The sequence below is a fragment of the Massilia paldalensis genome, from assembly GCF_044901715.1.
Classification (GTDB): domain Bacteria; phylum Pseudomonadota; class Gammaproteobacteria; order Burkholderiales; family Burkholderiaceae_D; genus Telluria; species Telluria paldalensis.
Map to the genome: position 1 here is coordinate 556,182 of NZ_JBJCIU010000002.1, position 15,282 is coordinate 571,463.

General features: G+C 66.2%; 14 protein-coding genes. 9 read left to right on the forward strand and 5 right to left on the reverse strand.

Going from position 1 to position 15,282, the window contains the following annotated elements; all coding sequences use genetic code 11:
* Window positions 1-14: 14 nt before the first annotated feature.
* From rpsA to cysM, 8 genes are all read left to right on the forward strand, one after another.
* The gene (gene rpsA / locus ACI1V7_RS12240; RefSeq protein ID WP_290411744.1) at window positions 15-1,718 is read left to right on the forward strand and encodes a 30S ribosomal protein S1; all 1,704 of its coding nucleotides are present in this window, start codon (window positions 15-17) and stop codon (window positions 1,716-1,718) included.
* Window positions 1,719-1,738: 20 nt separating this feature from the next.
* Entirely contained in the window at window positions 1,739-2,044 is a 306-nt protein-coding gene (locus ACI1V7_RS12245; protein ID WP_056450593.1) for an integration host factor subunit beta, read from the forward strand.
* A 286-nt stretch (window positions 2,045-2,330) separates the two neighbouring features.
* Window positions 2,331-2,636, forward strand: coding sequence for a LapA family protein (locus tag ACI1V7_RS12250; protein ID WP_404532029.1), 306 nt, complete (start codon window positions 2,331-2,333; stop codon window positions 2,634-2,636).
* Window positions 2,637-2,665: 29 nt separating this feature from the next.
* Complete coding sequence (gene lapB, locus ACI1V7_RS12255; RefSeq protein ID WP_404532030.1) at window positions 2,666-3,841, forward strand: lipopolysaccharide assembly protein LapB; 1,176 nt, start codon at window positions 2,666-2,668, stop codon at window positions 3,839-3,841.
* A gap of 7 nt (window positions 3,842-3,848) precedes the next feature.
* Window positions 3,849-4,877: a D-glycero-beta-D-manno-heptose-7-phosphate kinase gene (gene rfaE1 / locus ACI1V7_RS12260; RefSeq protein ID WP_404532031.1), complete on the forward strand. Its 1,029-nt coding sequence runs from the start codon at window positions 3,849-3,851 to the stop codon at window positions 4,875-4,877.
* An 83-nt stretch (window positions 4,878-4,960) separates the two neighbouring features.
* Entirely contained in the window at window positions 4,961-5,344 is a 384-nt protein-coding gene (locus tag ACI1V7_RS12265; protein WP_404532032.1) for a ComEA family DNA-binding protein, read from the forward strand.
* A gap of 175 nt (window positions 5,345-5,519) precedes the next feature.
* Window positions 5,520-6,917 carry a M28 family peptidase gene (locus ACI1V7_RS12270; protein ID WP_404532033.1) on the forward strand — a complete coding sequence of 466 codons (1,398 nt, stop codon included), beginning with the start codon at window positions 5,520-5,522 and terminating at the stop codon, window positions 6,915-6,917.
* Between the two features lie 168 nt (window positions 6,918-7,085).
* Entirely contained in the window at window positions 7,086-7,988 is a 903-nt protein-coding gene (gene cysM, locus ACI1V7_RS12275; protein WP_404532034.1) for a cysteine synthase CysM, read from the forward strand.
* 212 nt (window positions 7,989-8,200) lie between these two features.
* Here cysM and ACI1V7_RS12280 read toward each other — a convergent pair whose 3' ends face one another.
* The 5 genes from ACI1V7_RS12280 to ACI1V7_RS12300 form a co-directional block, all read right to left on the reverse strand.
* Entirely contained in the window at window positions 8,201-8,545 is a 345-nt protein-coding gene (locus ACI1V7_RS12280) for a hypothetical protein (RefSeq protein ID WP_290411737.1), read from the reverse strand.
* A 444-nt stretch (window positions 8,546-8,989) separates the two neighbouring features.
* Window positions 8,990-10,144 (reverse strand): lytic murein transglycosylase B, encoded by a 1,155-nt coding sequence (gene mltB, locus ACI1V7_RS12285; protein WP_404532035.1) that lies wholly within the window; start codon window positions 10,142-10,144, stop codon window positions 8,990-8,992.
* Window positions 10,141-12,168, reverse strand: coding sequence for a transglutaminase TgpA family protein (locus ACI1V7_RS12290; protein WP_404532036.1), 2,028 nt, complete (start codon window positions 12,166-12,168; stop codon window positions 10,141-10,143). The genes mltB and ACI1V7_RS12290 overlap by 4 nt, the downstream gene beginning before the upstream one ends.
* Window positions 12,165-13,172 (reverse strand): DUF58 domain-containing protein, encoded by a 1,008-nt coding sequence (locus ACI1V7_RS12295; protein WP_404532037.1) that lies wholly within the window; start codon window positions 13,170-13,172, stop codon window positions 12,165-12,167. The genes ACI1V7_RS12290 and ACI1V7_RS12295 overlap by 4 nt, the downstream gene beginning before the upstream one ends.
* Before the next feature lie 2 nt (window positions 13,173-13,174).
* Window positions 13,175-14,095: an AAA family ATPase gene (locus ACI1V7_RS12300; protein ID WP_404532038.1), complete on the reverse strand. Its 921-nt coding sequence runs from the start codon at window positions 14,093-14,095 to the stop codon at window positions 13,175-13,177.
* Between the two features lie 203 nt (window positions 14,096-14,298).
* Here ACI1V7_RS12300 and ACI1V7_RS12305 point away from each other — a divergent pair, with 203 nt between their 5' ends.
* Entirely contained in the window at window positions 14,299-15,231 is a 933-nt protein-coding gene (locus ACI1V7_RS12305; RefSeq protein WP_404532039.1) for a histone deacetylase family protein, read from the forward strand.
* The last annotated feature ends 51 nt before the right edge of the window (window positions 15,232-15,282 follow it).

Sequence of the window (15,282 nt, forward strand, 5' to 3'; positions counted from 1 at the left end):
CCTTTCAAAATCTCATGGCTACTGCAGCAAATCAAGATACCGGCATGGAAAGCTTTGCAGCACTCTTCGAAGAGTCGCTGTCGCGTCAAGACATGCGTTCGGGCGAAGTCATCTCCGCCGAAGTCGTACGTCTGGATCACAACTTCGTGATCGTCAACGCCGGCCTGAAATCGGAAGCCTTCATCCCCATCGAAGAATTCAAGAATGACCAGGGCGAACTGGAAGTCAACGTTGGTGACTTCGTTTCCGTGGCCATCGAATCGCTGGAAAACGGTTTCGGCGATACCATCCTGTCGCGCGACAAGGCCAAGCGCCTGGCATCGTGGCTGGCTCTGGAAAAAGCAATGGAATCGGGCGAGATCGTCACCGGTACCGTGAACGGCAAGGTCAAGGGCGGCCTGACCGTCCTGACCAACGGCATCCGCGCATTCCTGCCGGGTTCGCTGGTCGACACCCGTCCGGTCAAGGACACCACCCCGTTCGAAGGCAAGACCCTGGAATTCAAGGTCATCAAGCTGGACCGCAAGCGTAACAACGTCGTGCTGTCGCGTCGCGCCGTCATCGAAGCATCGATGGGCGAAGAGCGTGCGAAGCTGATGGAAACGCTGAAGGAAGGCACCGTCGTCACCGGCGTCGTCAAGAACATCACCGACTACGGTGCGTTCGTCGACCTGGGCGGCATCGACGGCCTGCTGCACATCACCGACCTGGCATGGCGTCGTGTGCGTCACCCGTCGGAAGTGCTGACCGTCGGCCAGGAAATCACCGCCAAGGTCCTGAAGTACGATCAAGAGAAGAACCGCGTCTCGCTGGGCGTCAAGCAACTGGGCGACGATCCGTGGACCGGCCTGTCGCGTCGCTACCCGCAAGGCACCCGCCTGTTCGGCAAGGTCACCAACCTGACCGACTACGGTGCGTTCGTGGAAGTCGAGCAGGGCATCGAAGGCCTGGTGCACGTCTCGGAAATGGACTGGACCAACAAGAACGTGGCTCCGAACAAGGTTGTCCAGCTGGGCGACGAAGTCGAAGTCATGGTCCTGGAAATCGACGAAGAGCGTCGTCGTATCTCGCTGGGCATGAAGCAGTGCAAGGCGAATCCGTGGGACGACTTCGGCATGACCCACAAGAAGGGCGACAAGGTCAAGGGCCTGATCAAGTCGATCACCGACTTCGGCGTGTTCATCGGCCTGCCGGGCAACATCGACGGCCTGGTGCACCTGTCGGACCTGTCGTGGACCGAAGCCGGCGAAGAAGCCGTGCGCAAGTTCAAGAAGGGCGACGAGCTGGAAGCCGTGGTCCTGGCCATCGACGTCGAGCGCGAGCGTGTTTCGCTGGGCGTGAAGCAGCTGGAAGGCGACCCGTTCAACAACTTCGCTTCGCTGAACGACAAGGGCACCCTGGTCACCGGCACCGTGAAGTCGGTTGAGCCGAAAGGCGCCGTCATCGCGCTGAACGACGAAGTCGAAGGCTACCTGCGCGCTTCGGAAATCTCGCGCGACCGCGTGGAAGATGCCGGCACCCACCTGAAAGTGGGCGACAAGGTCGAAGCCCTGGTCATCAACATCGATCGTAAAGCGCGCAGCATCCAGCTGTCGATCAAGGCCAAGGACAACGCCGACACCCAGGAAGCCATGCAGAAGCTGGCTTCGGACAACAGCGCTGCCACCGGCACCACCTCGCTGGGCGCACTGCTGAAGGCCAAGTTCGACAAGCAATAAGCTAACCCGAGTGTGAGCAGATGACCAAGTCCGAGCTGATCAACCGACTGGCTGAGCGTTATTCCCAGTTGGTGGCAAAAGATGCCGAGTTTGCCGTGAAAACGATACTCGACGCGATGACCGGCGCCCTGGCGAGCGGCCAGCGCATCGAGATCCGCGGTTTCGGCAGCTTTGCCCTGAACAGCCGGCCGCCCCGCATCGGACGCAATCCGAAGTCCGGCGACAAGGTGATGGTCCCCGAAAAACGGGTACCCCACTTCAAGCCGGGCAAGCAGTTGCGCGAACGGGTCGACGCGATGGTCGGGCAACCGATCATCGAAGACTGAAGTCGTCTGCCTCGTGCGGACCGAAACGGCGTCCCTTGGGATGCCGTTTTTTTTATGCCCGCACCGTTCGTACGTCGCCCCTGCGAAGGCAGGTGCCCAAGCTCACGTGCCAAAGTCGTTACATCAAGAAACTACCGCACCCCCATGGCCCTGCGGCGAAACGCTTATAATCTGCTCGGCGAAATCGGACCCCTGCCTTCGCAGGGGCGACGGTTTGCCGCCGGTATTCAATAATGGTTTCGAATATGCGACACTGCGCCTTTAGTCTCCCTGACAGGATTTGCCGATGAAACTCGTCTCTACCATCGTTGGATGCATCCTGTTCGTCCTGTTCTTCGGCTTCGCCCTCAAGAATACCCACCAGGTGGACCTGAACTTCTTCCTCGGCTACGAGCTGCGCGGTCCGCTGGTGCTGATGCTGCTGGCCTTCTTCGTGGCCGGCGCCTTCCTCGGCATCCTGGCCGTGACCCCGACCGTCTTCCGCCACCGCCGCGAAAGCTCGCAGCACAAGGACACGATCCAGGCCCTGCAGACCGCCGCCGGCACCGCGGCCAGCGCACCGCCGCCGGATGGCGTGGCGCCGCGCGGCTAATACGAACACACTAATAACAATACAAGCACATGGAATTTGAAATCTGGTGGCTGCTCGGCATCCCCGTCTTCTTCGCGCTCGGATGGATCGCCGCCCGGGTCGACATCAAGCAACTCGTCTCCGAATCGCGCAGCCTGCCGCGCGGCTACTTCAAGGGCCTGAACTTCCTGCTCAACGAGCAGCCGGACAAGGCGATCGATGCCTTCATCGAGATCGTCACGCTGGACCCGGAAACGGCCGACATGCACTTTGCCCTGGGTAACCTGTTCCGCCGCCGCGGCGAGACGGAGCGCGCCATCCGCGTCCACCAGAACCTGCTGTCGCGTCCCGACCTGCCGATCGAGCAGCAGGTGCATGCCCAGTACGAGCTGGGCATGGACTACCTGAAGGCGGGCCTGCTCGACCGCGCCGAGGAAACCTTCAACCTCCTCGTCGACACGCAGTACGGCGTGCAGGCGCGGCGCGCGCTGCTGGAAATCTTCCAGCGCGAAAAGGAATGGCGCCGCGCGATCGCCGCCGCCGAGGGCCTGCAGGAGTCCGGCGCCGGCGCGATGAACCGCGAGATCGCCCAGTTCTATTGCGAGCTGGCTCAGGACGCGCTGGTGCAGCTGCATCCGGACGAGGCCAAGGCCCTGCTCGACAAGGCGCTGCAGGCCGATCGCAAGAGCGTGCGCGCCACGATGCTGTACGGCGACGCCCTCGTCGCCCAGAACGACATCGAAGGCGCGCTCAAGATGTGGCGCCGCGTGGAGCAGCAGAGCGTGCCGCACGCGGCCCTCGTCGCCACCCGCCTGATGGACGGCTACCGCAAGGTCGGCCGCCCGCAAGAAGGCGTGAACCTGCTGCGCTCCTACCTCGAGGAAGCGTCGTCCATTGATCTGATCGAGGTCGTGTTCAAGGCCGTCATCGAACTCGATGGCGTGGAAGCGGCCAAACAGCTGGTCGTGGAAGAGCTGCGCCGCAATCCGACGCTGCTGGGCCTGGACAAGCTGCTCGAGGCGCGCATGATGGATGCGCCGGCCGACGTATGGGAAGAGCTGTCGATGGTGAAGAACCTCGTGCACGGCTATACCCAGAAGCTGGCGCGCTACCAGTGCAGCCACTGCGGCTTCAAGGCGCGCCAGTACTACTGGCATTGCCCGGGCTGCAACAAGTGGGAAACCTACCCGCCGCGCCGCACGGAAGAACTGAATGTCATGAACTGAGCCGAAGATGAGCAATAACGCATCCAATCACCCATCCAACATCGTCCCCAGCCGCCTCCTGCCGGCCGACAGCTACCGCCAGGCCGAGGCGCCGCACCTCGAGGGCGTGCGCATGCTCGTCGTCGGCGACGTCATGCTCGACCGCTACTGGTTCGGCGACGTCTCGCGCATCTCGCCGGAAGCACCGGTGCCCGTCGTGCGCATCGAGCGCCGCGAGGAACGCCTGGGCGGCGCCGCCAACGTGGCACGCAACGCCGCCGCCCTCGGCACCCGCTGCGGCCTGCTGGGCGTCGTCGGCAGCGACGAGGCCGGCGACTCGGTCGAGCAGATCCTGCACGAATCGAGCATCGACAGCTACCTCAAGCGCGACGCCGCGATTTCCACCATCATCAAGCTGCGCGTCATCGGCCGCCAGCAGCAGATGGTGCGCATCGATTTCGAGGACACGCCCACGGAAACCGTGTTGCGCGACAAGCTGACCCAGTTCAAGGCGCTGCTGCCGGACTACGACGTGATCATCCTGTCCGACTACAACAAGGGCAGCCTCGTCAACGTGGCCGAGATGATCGCCGCCGCGCGCGCGGCCGGCAAGATCGTCATGGTCGACCCGAAGGGCGACGACTTCACGCCCTACCGCGGCGCCACCATGCTGACCCCGAACAAGTCGGAACTGAAGCGCATCGTCGGCAACTGGAAGAGCGAGGAGCAGCTCACCGAGAAGGCCCAGCAGATGCGCGAGGAACTGGGCCTGCAGGCGCTGCTGCTGACCCGGTCGGAAGAGGGCATGAGCCTGTACACGGCCGACGAGGTGCTGCACGTGCACGCCGACGCGCGCGAGGTGTTCGACGTCTCCGGCGCCGGCGACACCGTGATCGCGACCATGGCCGCCATGCTGGGCGCGGGCGCCCCGCTGGACGAGGCGCTGGCCACCGCCAACCGCGCCGGCGGCATCGTCGTCGGCAAGCTGGGCACGGCGACCGTCACCCGCGACGAGCTGTTCGCGCAACGCCGCCGCAGCAACGACGGCGGCGCCTGAAGGGCGTCAACGTCCGGTTCGCTCAACGCGTTATCGTGGCGGGCGGCATTTGCCGCCTCAACCACGCTAACGGAGAAAACCAGATGATCAAGAAACTGCTGCTTGCCGTCGCCATGCTCGTCGCATCGACGGGGTTCGCGTTCGCCCAGGTGGACGTCAACAAGGCCGACGCGGCCGCCCTGGACGGCGTCAAGGGCATCGGCCCGAGCATGTCGAAGACGATCCTCGACGAACGCGCCAAGTCGGGTCCCTTCAAGGATTGGGCCGACTTCCAGAAGCGCGTCAAGGGCGTGGGCGACAAGCGCGCCGCCAAGCTGTCCGAAGCCGGCCTGCAGGTCAACGGCGTGGCCAAGGAAGGCGCCGCCATGAAGGCCGACGGGGCGAAGGCCGCCGCAGCGAAGCCGGAAGACAAGGCAGCCAAGCCGAAGACGGCGGCCAAGCCGGACGCGGCCAAGTCCGCGACCTGAGCGGCGCCCGCGCCATGACGACGACCCCGCCCAGGCGGGGTTTTTTGTTGGCGGTTTGTGCTCGTATGTTTGTGCTCGTATTTGTGTCCGTAAATACTGCATGTCGTCCATCATGCATGAGAAGATGGCAAGGCTCCCCCGAGCTGATGACAACGACAACGAGCCCAAGGAAACCATGACGCAGCATCTTTCCCCCTCCCGCCTGGCCTTCTTCCTGTCTTGCGCCTTCGCCGCGCAGGTGGCGGTGGCGCAGAACCAGCCGACGCAGTCCCAGCCGGCGCAGCCGGATACCGCGCGCCGCCAGCCCGACGTCGACAGGATCGTGGCCGAGATCTCGCCGCAGCGCATCGAGGGGTATATCCGCAAGCTGGTGAGCTTCCAGACCCGCCACACGATGTCCGACACGACCTCGGACAAGACCGGCATCGGCGCCGCGCGCCGCTGGATCAAGTCCGAGCTGGAGCGCTGCGGCGCCGGCACCCGCATGACGGTCGCCTTCGACAGCCACGTGGCGCCCGTGTCGGCACGCATCTCGCGCCCGACCGAGATCGTCAACGTCGTGGCGACGCTGCCCGGCAGGCAGGCGGCGTCCAAGGACCGCATGTACGTGGTCAGCGGCCACTACGACACCCGCGTCAATGACGTGATGGACACGACGACGTTCCAGCCGGGCGCCAACGACGATGCGTCCGGCACGGCGGCCGTGATGGAAATGGCCTGCGTGATGGCGAAGCACGACTTCGACGCGACGCTCGTGTTCATGACGGTGGCGGCGGAAGAGCAGGGCCTGCTGGGCGCCGCCCACTTCGCCAAGACGGCGAAGGAAAAGAACCTGAACATCGCCGGCATGTTCACCAACGACATCATCGGCAGCTCGCGCAGTGACGACGGCCGCGTCGACGACACCCAGGTGCGCCTGTTCGCCGAAGGCATCCCCTCGGCCAAGGAGTTGAGCGAAGCCAACCGCGCGCTGGTGCGTACGGGCGGCGAGAACGATTCGATCTCGCGCCAGCTGGCGCGCCACGTGAAGGAGCAGGGCGAGCGCTACGTGCCGAACTTCAAGGTGTCCGTGATCCAGCGCGCCGACCGCTACCTGCGCGGCGGCGACCACATGCCGTTCCTGGAACAGGGCTTCGCGGCGCTGCGCTTCACGGAGCCGAACGAGGACTTCGACCACCAGCACCAGGTCGTGCGCAAGGAGGGCGCCAAGCAGATCGGCGACCTGCCGGAATTCGTCGACTTCAAGTACACGGCCCAGGTGGCGCGCGTAAACGCGGCCGCGCTGGCGACGCTGGCGCTGGGCCCGGCCGCCCCGCAGCAGGTCAGGATGATGACGACCAAGCTGGAGAACGACTCGACGATGCGCTGGGCGCCGAATCCGGAACCGGACGTCGTCGGCTACCGCATCGTCTGGCGCGACACGACGGCCGCGCAATGGCAGGGATCACAATGGGTCGGCAACGTCACGGAAGCGACGGTGAAACTGTCGAAGGACAATGTGTTCTTCGGCGTGCAGGCCGTGGACAAGGACGGCAACGTCAGCGTCGCGTCGTACCCGTCGCCGCAACGCTGACGGTCCGCCGACGGCATGGTGCGCATGTTATGCCCGCCCTACGGAATGCATCCGATCGTAGGGTGGGCGCGGCCGGCGTAGGCGCCACGTGCCCACCATGCCCGCCCGATACGTCCGATCCCGTCCCGGTTTAGAATGGCGCTTTACGCATATCGCAAAGAGCAAGCAATGGCATACAAGACCATCGAAGACACGATCGGCAATACCCCGCTGGTGCAGCTGGTGCGCATCCCGGGAGCGGATGCCGCGGCCCGCAACAACATCATCCTCGGCAAGCTCGAAGGGAACAATCCGGCCGGCTCCGTGAAGGACCGCGCCGCCATGTCGATGCTGCGCGGCGCCGAGGCGCGCGGGCAGATCAAGCCGGGCGATACGCTGATCGAGGCGACCAGCGGCAACACGGGCATCGCGCTGGCGATGGCGGCCGCGATCCGCGGCTACAAGATGGTGCTGGTCATGCCGGACAACCTGTCGATCGAGCGCCGCCAGAGCATGGCTGCCTACGGCGCCCAGATCATCCTGACGCCCAAGACGGGCGGCATGGAATACGCGCGCGACCTGGCCGAGCAGATGCAGAAGGATGGCCAGGGCATCATCCTGGACCAGTTCGCCAACGAGGACAATCCGCGCGCCCACTACGAGAGCACGGGTCCCGAGATCTGGCGCGACACCGAGGGGCGCATCACGCACTTCGTCAGCGCCATGGGCACCACGGGCACCATCATGGGCGTGTCGCACTACCTGAAGGAGCAGAACCCGGCGATCCAGATCATCGGCGCCCAGCCGGAAGAAGGCTCGTCGATCCCGGGCATCCGCAAATGGCCGGAAGCCTACCTGCCCAAGATCTTCGACAAGGCCCGCGTGGACCAGGTCGAAAGCGTGACCCAGGCCGCGGCCGAGCAGATGGCGCGCCGCCTGGCCGCCGAGGAAGGCATCTTCTGCGGCATTTCGGCCGCCGGCGCCTGCGAGATCGCCCTGCGCATTTCACAGACGGTGGAGAATGCGACGATCGTGTTCATCGTCTGCGACCGCGGCGACCGTTACCTGTCGACGGGCGTGTTCCCGGCCTGATGGAATAAGGGAGAAATGCCCGGCGCGAGGTTCAGGCGCTGGGATGCTCGGCGCAGAGCGATCGCTCTCGAGCGTGAAGCCGGCCGCTCATGCGTGGACCGCGATGTCGGCGGACATGAAGCGTACGGCAGGCGTACGGTATTGCGGCAAGATGGTACGGTGCTGCAGGACGGTGCGGCGGCGCGAAGCCGCCGTCCGGTCCGGTGCCACGATTACTGCTCGGCGCCGGCGCCGCCGTTGTCCTTGTCCTTCGGCTTGAACTGCTTGTCGCTGATGCGGAACTTGGCGCGGCGGTCGCCCATCAGGTAACGCAGGTCGCGGATCGACAGGTCCGACACTTCGTGCATGCGGATCAGCAGCGAAGCACCGACCGGCAGGCGGTGGTGGCGGATCTTGGAGATCACCGGCGGCGCCACTTCCAGCGCGCGCGACAGGGCGGCGTCGTTCTTCAAACGCAGGTTCTCGATCAGGGTGTCGAGCAGGCGGTTCGGGTTGTATTGCAGCAGTTCGTCGTTTTCCGAATCGCTGTTCATGTCAATACCCACTTGATTGGTCATGATTCACTATTCCTAAGTTGGTTGTCGGAGCTCAAGCGACTTTCGAATCAGGAAAGATTTCGAAAATTTCTACTAAATTATACAAGTCTTTTCTAATTTAGTACTTAAGAGCAATAGGATACTGCGCGATTGTCTGTGGTCGTTGTCTGACTGCAACAATAGCTACAGTGCAATTCTCTCACAAAGTCACTGAAAAAATAATTGTTTTTTATTTAAACTTAATTCTAAAGCAATTAGAAATGCAGCGCCGCACACTAAGGAATTGGGTGTAGGAATGACAATTTGCAAGGGGGTATTTGGATGTTTCCTCTATTTCCTCGTAGAACTGACAAAACGGAAATAGGGATACACCCGGGGAGTATAACGTTGTCACCGCTGCATCAAAGTGCGGATTTCACCGGCGAATCGGTTACAAACTGATACAAAGTTTCTGCGGCAGCAAGGTCAAATCCCGCGTGCCGCCTTCACAGCACGGCCCAGTTCAAGGACTGACATGGCATAGAAGTAACTCCGATTGTATTGGGTGATAGCAAAGAAGTTACTGTTCGCGACCCAATACTCCGTCGGGTCTGCGCCATTCTGCAGGTCGACGAGTCCATACAGGCGCTCTTCCGGCAAGGGCGTGCGGGGTGCGACGCCGGCGCTGGCCAGCTCGGCCGGACGATAGCGGGCGGACAGGCCGCCGCCCAGCAGCGGCTGCCATGCCATGCTCGGGGCGACGTCGGCCGCGAACACGGCCGGTCCCTTGTTGTCCGGCTCCCAGCCGTGCTCGACCAGGAAGCGGGCCACGCTGCCGATGGCGTCCTGGGCGGAATTGCGCAAGTCGACGATGCCGTCGCCGTCGAAGTCCACCCCGTATTTCAGGATATTGCCCGGCATGAATTGCGGCATGCCGACGGCGCCCGCGAAGGAGCCCAGCAGCGAGAACGGGTCGATGCCTTCCTTGCGCGCCAGCAGCAGCGTGTTTTCCAGTTCGCCGCGGAAGAAGGCCATGCGGTCGGCGCGGTTCGGCGCTTCCGGATAGGCGAAGGCGAGGGTGGTGAGCACGTCGACGATGCGGAAGCGGCCCGTGTCGCGGCCATAGATCGTTTCCACGCCGATGATGCCGACGATGACCTCGGCCGGCACGCCGTAGGTGGCCTCGGCGCGCGCGAGCGTGTCGGCGTTCTCGTTCCAGAAGCGCACGCCGGCATTGATGCGGATCGGCTCGATGAAGCGGCTGCTGTAGGCCTGCCAGTTCTTCGGCTTGCCCGGCGGCGCCGGTTTCACGAGCTGGACGGCGGAATCGATGAAGCGGGCCTGCTTGACGAGGTCTTGCAGGGCGCCCCGCTCGAAGCCGTTGCGCTCGACCATCTCGTCCTCGAACTCGCGCACGGCCTGCCATTCGCTGAAATTGACCTGTTCGCCGTCGTAGTCGATGCGCGGACGGGCCGCCGCTGCCTTGGCGGCCTTCGCGCTTTTAGCGGCGGATTTGCTGCCAGCCTTGGCATGTTTGGTGGACGCGGTGGCGGTCGTGGATGGCGAGGAAGCGGCAAGCGCATCGGCTGCCGGCCCGGCACCGATGGCCAGGGCGAGCAACAGCGGTAAGGAGGATTTCATCGAACTCGTGACAGCAACTCTTTCAGGATCGGAACAAGTGCGGTGCCCGCCGACGCCGTGCCTGCCGCGGCGTAGCGGTAAGCGCTGTAGCGTTGCAGGAATTCGCCGGCGGCCTGCTGCGCCCGGGGCGCCAGCGGCGCGGCCGCGAGGCGCGCGGCATAGGCGCTCGGGCCTTCGTCCGGCGCGCGCGGCAGGCCGAGCTGGCCCAGGCGCCTGCACAGCGCCGAGTATAGCGCATCGACCGGGTCCGCCCGCCGCCGGGCCGAGAATTTTCCGACTACTAACAACACAAGAGAAAGAATGACAATGACGGCAACGGCTTGCCATCGGAACAAGTCATTCTGCAGGCGCGACATCAGGTCTTGCTGGCGCCGCGGCGTGTAGTTCAGCACCCACTGGTTCCAGCCATTGTTGGCGGCGGCGATCGCATAGCGCACCCGGCCCAGCAGCGAATCGGGAGCGGGCTGCAGGAAGCGGCCCAGGCCCGCCAGGCCGAAGGGCGCCGGCGGGGGCAGCGCGCGCGCCAGGCTGCGCTGCACGCGTTCCGGCGCCACCATCGCCGTCGGGTCGACGCGCACCCAGCCCCGTTCGGCCAGCCAGACCTCGGCCCAGGCATGGGCATCGGACTGGCGCACCGTCAGCCAGCCGTCGAGCGGGTTCATGTCGCCGCCCTGGTAGCCCGTCACGACGCGCGCCGGCACGCCGGCCGCGCGCATCAGGAACACGAAGGCGCCCGCGTAGTGCTCGCAGAAGCCCGCGCGGCTGCCGTACAGGAAATCGTCGATGGAATGGGGACCGGGCAGCAGCGGCGGTTGCAGCGTGTAGACGTAGCTGCCCTTTGAAAAAGTCTCCAGCACGGCGCGCACGCGGCCGGCCGGGTCCAGCCGGTCGCGCAGGCGCCGGCCCTCGGCCAGCGCGCGCGGATTGCGGCCCCAGGGCAGCAGCAGCCAGCGTTCGCTGTCGGGCAGGCTGGCGGCCCCCTGCAGCCGGTAGCGCACGAAGGACGCCAGCTCGTAGCGCACGCGCTCGGTGATGGGCGCGGCAGCCTGGATCTCCAGTTCGCCGCTCACGCCGACGGGGCGGTCCGGCAGCTGCGGCAGCGCGCGCGGCACTTCCAGCGCGAACAGCCAGCGCGCATTCGACGGCTCCTGCGTGACCTGGTAGCGCAGCGGCGCGCCGGCCACCGAGATGGCCAGCGGCTGCGCCCGGTCGCGGGGCGGCAGCGGATGCACGCGGGTCCAGGTCCTGCCGTCGTAGCTGCCCAGCACGGGGCCGCGCCAGTACAGCTGGGGCTGGGGCGGCGGCGGGCCGTCGAACTTGACGCGGAACGCGACGTCTTCGGATTGGGCGAGGTCGGCCATCTGGCCCGGCGCCATCGTGTCGGACAGGCCTGTCTTGCCGCTGCGCGCATCGTCCGGCAAGCCCCACAGCGGCCCTTCCACACGGGGAAACAGGACGAAGGCGGCCGCCGCCAGCGGCACCGCGAACGCCAGCATGCGCGCGCTCTTCGCCAGCCGCGCTGACAGCGGCGGCACCTTGCCCGTGAGCTGGAATGACATCTGCGTGGCCAGCAGGAACCCGATCGAGACGAGCATCAGGATGGCCGTGCCGATGCCCTGCGAATAGAAGAAATTGGTCAGCACGAGGAAGAAGCACAGGAACACGACCACGAACAGGTCGCGCCGCGCATGCATCTCCAGCATCTTGAAGGCGACCAGCAGCACGAGCATCGCGACGCCCGCGTCGCGCCCCAGCACCGTGGCGTAGCTCTGCTGCACCCCGGCCATCGCGACGGCGGCGATGGGCACCAGCACCAGGTTGCGCGGCAGGCGCCGGCCCAGCACCGTCAGCGCGGCGCGCCAGGCCAGGATGGCGCCGCACACCAGGCTGACCCACAGGGGCAGGTGCAGCGCGTGCGGGGCCAGCACCAGCAGGCTGCTGGCGATCAAGAGCAGGGTATCGCGCTTGTCGCGCGATAGCGTGGCGAACTGGGTGGCGAACTGCGTGCCGAAGGCGGCCTTCATGGCGCCTCCGGCGTGCCGTACAGGGCCAACGCGCGCAGGCACGCGGCCTGGTGGGCGGCGCCGAGCGCGGGTTCGATCTCGCTGCGGCCGGCCCGCAGCGCGTAGGGGAGGGGGCGGCCTTCCGCTTCCAGCACCCAGCGCGCCAGGCGCGACAGGCGCAGCTCCACGTCCAGGCGGGTCGGCAAGGCATCGAAGTCGAGCAGCAGTTCGTCCGCGCTGCCGCCTTCGAAATGCTTGGTGAGGAGCTGGCCGCCCAGCGCCGGATCGAGGCGCGCGATCTGGCGCCAGGCCAGGCGGCGCAGCGGATCGCCGGCCTGGTAGCTGCGCACGCCGGCGAAATCGTCGCTGCCCGCGCTGCCGCTGCCTTCCGGCCCGGGACGGCCGTCGGCGGGCAGCGGCGGCGCATCGGCTTCCGGATACGGATAGACGAGGGCGCGGCTGTCCGGCTGCCACCAGCTCCAGGCGCGGAACAGGCCGAGCGGGAATTGCGTGGAGACGCGCACGCGCGGCGCCGCCAGCCAGCCGCGCTTGGTGCTCGCCGCGCCCAGCACGACGGCCGCGCTGCCGCCCGCGTCGACGTCGATCGCATGGCGCGGCGTGGCCGCATCTTCGAAGTCGATCCAGACGGCGTAGCGGTCCAGGCGCGAGCCGTTCAGCACGTGCAGCTCGAACGGCGCTTCCTCGCCCGCGAACACGTCCGGGGCGCGGCCCGCGCGCAGGGTGAGGCCGGCCAGGTTGCGCCAGGTGGCCAGCATGTCCGCCACGGCGCAGCCGGCCGCGACGAACGTCAGGCCGAAGCCCAGCCCGAGGTTGTAGTTGACGGAGCCGATCAGCAGGACCAGCAGCAGCACGCCGAAGCCCAGCCCCGCGCGCGTGGGCAGGATGTAGACGCGGCGCTGGCCCAGCAGCACGTCGCCGCGGTCGCGCGCCGTGGCCCTGGCGCGCCAGGCGCTGCGGCGGCGCCCGAGCCAGCCGGTTCCCGTGTCGGCAGCGGCGTCGGCCATCGCTAGACGGGGACCGATTTCTGCAGCTGCAGCACGAGGTCGCGGCTGGCGACCGCCGTGCCGTGCACGGACTTCAGCGGCCGCAGCCGGTGCGCGCACACGGGGACCAGCAGCGCCTGGATGTCTTCCGGGATCACGTGGTCGCGGCCTTCCAGCGCGGCCCAGGCCCTGGCCGCCTGCAGCAGCGCCAGCGTGGCGCGCGGCGACAGGCCTTCGGCGAACAGCTTGCCCGAGCGCGAGGCCTGCGCCAGCGCCTGCAGGTAGTCGACGAGGGCGCCGGACGCGTGGATCGCGCGCAGCGCCTGCCGGGCTTCCATCAGCTGGTCCGGCTGCATGACGGGCTGCAGCGTCTTGAGCATCGCACGGCGGTCTTCTCCCATCAGCAGCGCCCGCTCGGCGGCGGCATCCGGGTAGCCCAGCGACAGGCACATCAGGAAGCGGTCGAGCTGGGACTCGGGCAGGGGAAAGGTGCCGACCTGGTGCGCCGGGTTCTGGGTGGCGATGACGAAGAACGGTTCCGGCAGCGGCCGGGTGACGCCGTCGGCCGTGACCTGGCGCTCCTCCATCGCTTCCAGCAGGCCGGACTGGGTCTTGGGCGTGGCGCGGTTGATCTCGTCGGCCAGCAATACCTGGGTGAAGATGGGGCCGGGGTGGAAGGAAAAGCCGTTCTTTTCGCGCTCGTAGACGGAGATGCCGGCCACGTCGGCGGGCAGCAAATCGCTGGTGAATTGCACGCGGTTGAACTTCAGGCCCAGCGTGAGAGCCAGCGCATGGGCCAGCGTGGTCTTGCCGACGCCGGGGACGTCGTCGATGAGGAGGTGGCCGCCGGCCAGCAGGCAGGTCAGCGCCAGGCGCACCTGCTGGTCCTTGCCGACCACGACCTGGCTGACCTGGCGCGCTGCGGCATGCAATTGCTTGAACATGGAAAGCTTCCTGTCTGGTTCGGCGCCCGCAGGTGCGCGGAGCGGGTGCACATGGTAGATTAGCGTCATCGGTAATCTTTATTCGAATACCATGCGTCTGCGCGATTCTAAGCGAGAACGGCATGGCTGGGGACTTGACGGATGAGCGCAGCACGAAGCGAACTACGAAGCGAACCACGAAGCGAACTACAGAGCGGACGAGCATGAGCACAGCGATCTACAGCCACCCGGACTGTTCGCTGCACGAGATGGGCGACTGGCATCCGGAATCGCCCGCGCGGCTGCGCGCCATCGAGGACCAGCTGATCTCGGCGCGCCTGGACGGCCTCGTCGAACACGTCAGTGCCCCGCTGGCCGACGAAGCCGCCATCCTGCGCAACCACAGCCAGGGCGCCATCGACCTGGTGCGCGACAACCTGCCCGCCGCCGCCGGCGAACATTACCCGCTCGACGGCGACACGCTGCTGTGCAAGGACAGCTACCGCGCCGCCCTGCGCGCGGCCGGCGCCGCCGTGGCCGCCACCGACGCCGTCATCGCGGGCACCATCGACAACGCCTTCTGTTCCGTGCGCCCGCCCGGCCACCATGCGCGTCCGAACGAGCCGATGGGCTTCTGCCTGTTCAACAACGTCGCCATCGCGGCCCGCCACGCGCTCGACGTGCACGGCCTGGAGCGGGTCGCCATCATCGATTTCGACGTCCACCACGGCAACGGCACGGCGGAATCCTTCCGCGACGACCCGCGCGTGCTGATGGCCAGCTTCTTCCGCCACCCGTTCTACCCGTATTGCGAGCCGGAAGCCGTGACCGCCACCAGCGTCAACATCCCCGTGCCGGCCTACAGCGGCAGCGACGTTGTGAGGAAGCTGGTCGACGAGCAGTGGATGCCGGCGCTGCACGCCTTCCGCCCGCAGATGGTGTTCATCTCGGCCGGCTTCGACGCCCACAAGGAAGACGACATGGGCGGCATGGCCCTGGTCGAGGCGGACTACGTGTGGATGACGCACAAGGCGATCGAGATCGCGAAGCAGTATGCAGAGGGCCGCATCGTCAGCGTGCTCGAGGGCGGCTACGCCCTGTCCGCGCTGGGCCGCAGCGTCGTGGCCCACGTCAAGGCGCTGGCCGAGCTCGACTGACGGGCTCGGCCGGTCCCGCGCTGCCGGACCACGAGCAGGATCAAGCCTTCT

Coding starts and splice junctions, on each gene's coding strand:
- lapB (WP_404532030.1), top strand. CDS start 2,666: ATGGAATTTGAAATCTGGTGGCTGCTCGGCATCCCCGTCTTCTTCGCG.
- ACI1V7_RS12245 (WP_056450593.1), top strand. CDS start 1,739: ATGACCAAGTCCGAGCTGATCAACCGACTGGCTGAGCGTTATTCCCAG.
- ACI1V7_RS12295 (WP_404532037.1), bottom strand. CDS start 13,172: ATGGCCGACGCCGCTGCCGACACGGGAACCGGCTGGCTCGGGCGCCGC.
- ACI1V7_RS12280 (WP_290411737.1), bottom strand. CDS start 8,545: ATGACCAATCAAGTGGGTATTGACATGAACAGCGATTCGGAAAACGAC.
- ACI1V7_RS12265 (WP_404532032.1), top strand. CDS start 4,961: ATGATCAAGAAACTGCTGCTTGCCGTCGCCATGCTCGTCGCATCGACG.
- ACI1V7_RS12300 (WP_404532038.1), bottom strand. CDS start 14,095: ATGTTCAAGCAATTGCATGCCGCAGCGCGCCAGGTCAGCCAGGTCGTG.
- ACI1V7_RS12290 (WP_404532036.1), bottom strand. CDS start 12,168: ATGAAGGCCGCCTTCGGCACGCAGTTCGCCACCCAGTTCGCCACGCTA.
- ACI1V7_RS12250 (WP_404532029.1), top strand. CDS start 2,331: ATGAAACTCGTCTCTACCATCGTTGGATGCATCCTGTTCGTCCTGTTC.
- ACI1V7_RS12270 (WP_404532033.1), top strand. CDS start 5,520: ATGACGCAGCATCTTTCCCCCTCCCGCCTGGCCTTCTTCCTGTCTTGC.
- mltB (WP_404532035.1), bottom strand. CDS start 10,144: ATGAAATCCTCCTTACCGCTGTTGCTCGCCCTGGCCATCGGTGCCGGG.
- rpsA (WP_290411744.1), top strand. CDS start 15: ATGGCTACTGCAGCAAATCAAGATACCGGCATGGAAAGCTTTGCAGCA.
- rfaE1 (WP_404532031.1), top strand. CDS start 3,849: ATGAGCAATAACGCATCCAATCACCCATCCAACATCGTCCCCAGCCGC.
- cysM (WP_404532034.1), top strand. CDS start 7,086: ATGGCATACAAGACCATCGAAGACACGATCGGCAATACCCCGCTGGTG.
- ACI1V7_RS12305 (WP_404532039.1), top strand. CDS start 14,299: ATGAGCACAGCGATCTACAGCCACCCGGACTGTTCGCTGCACGAGATG.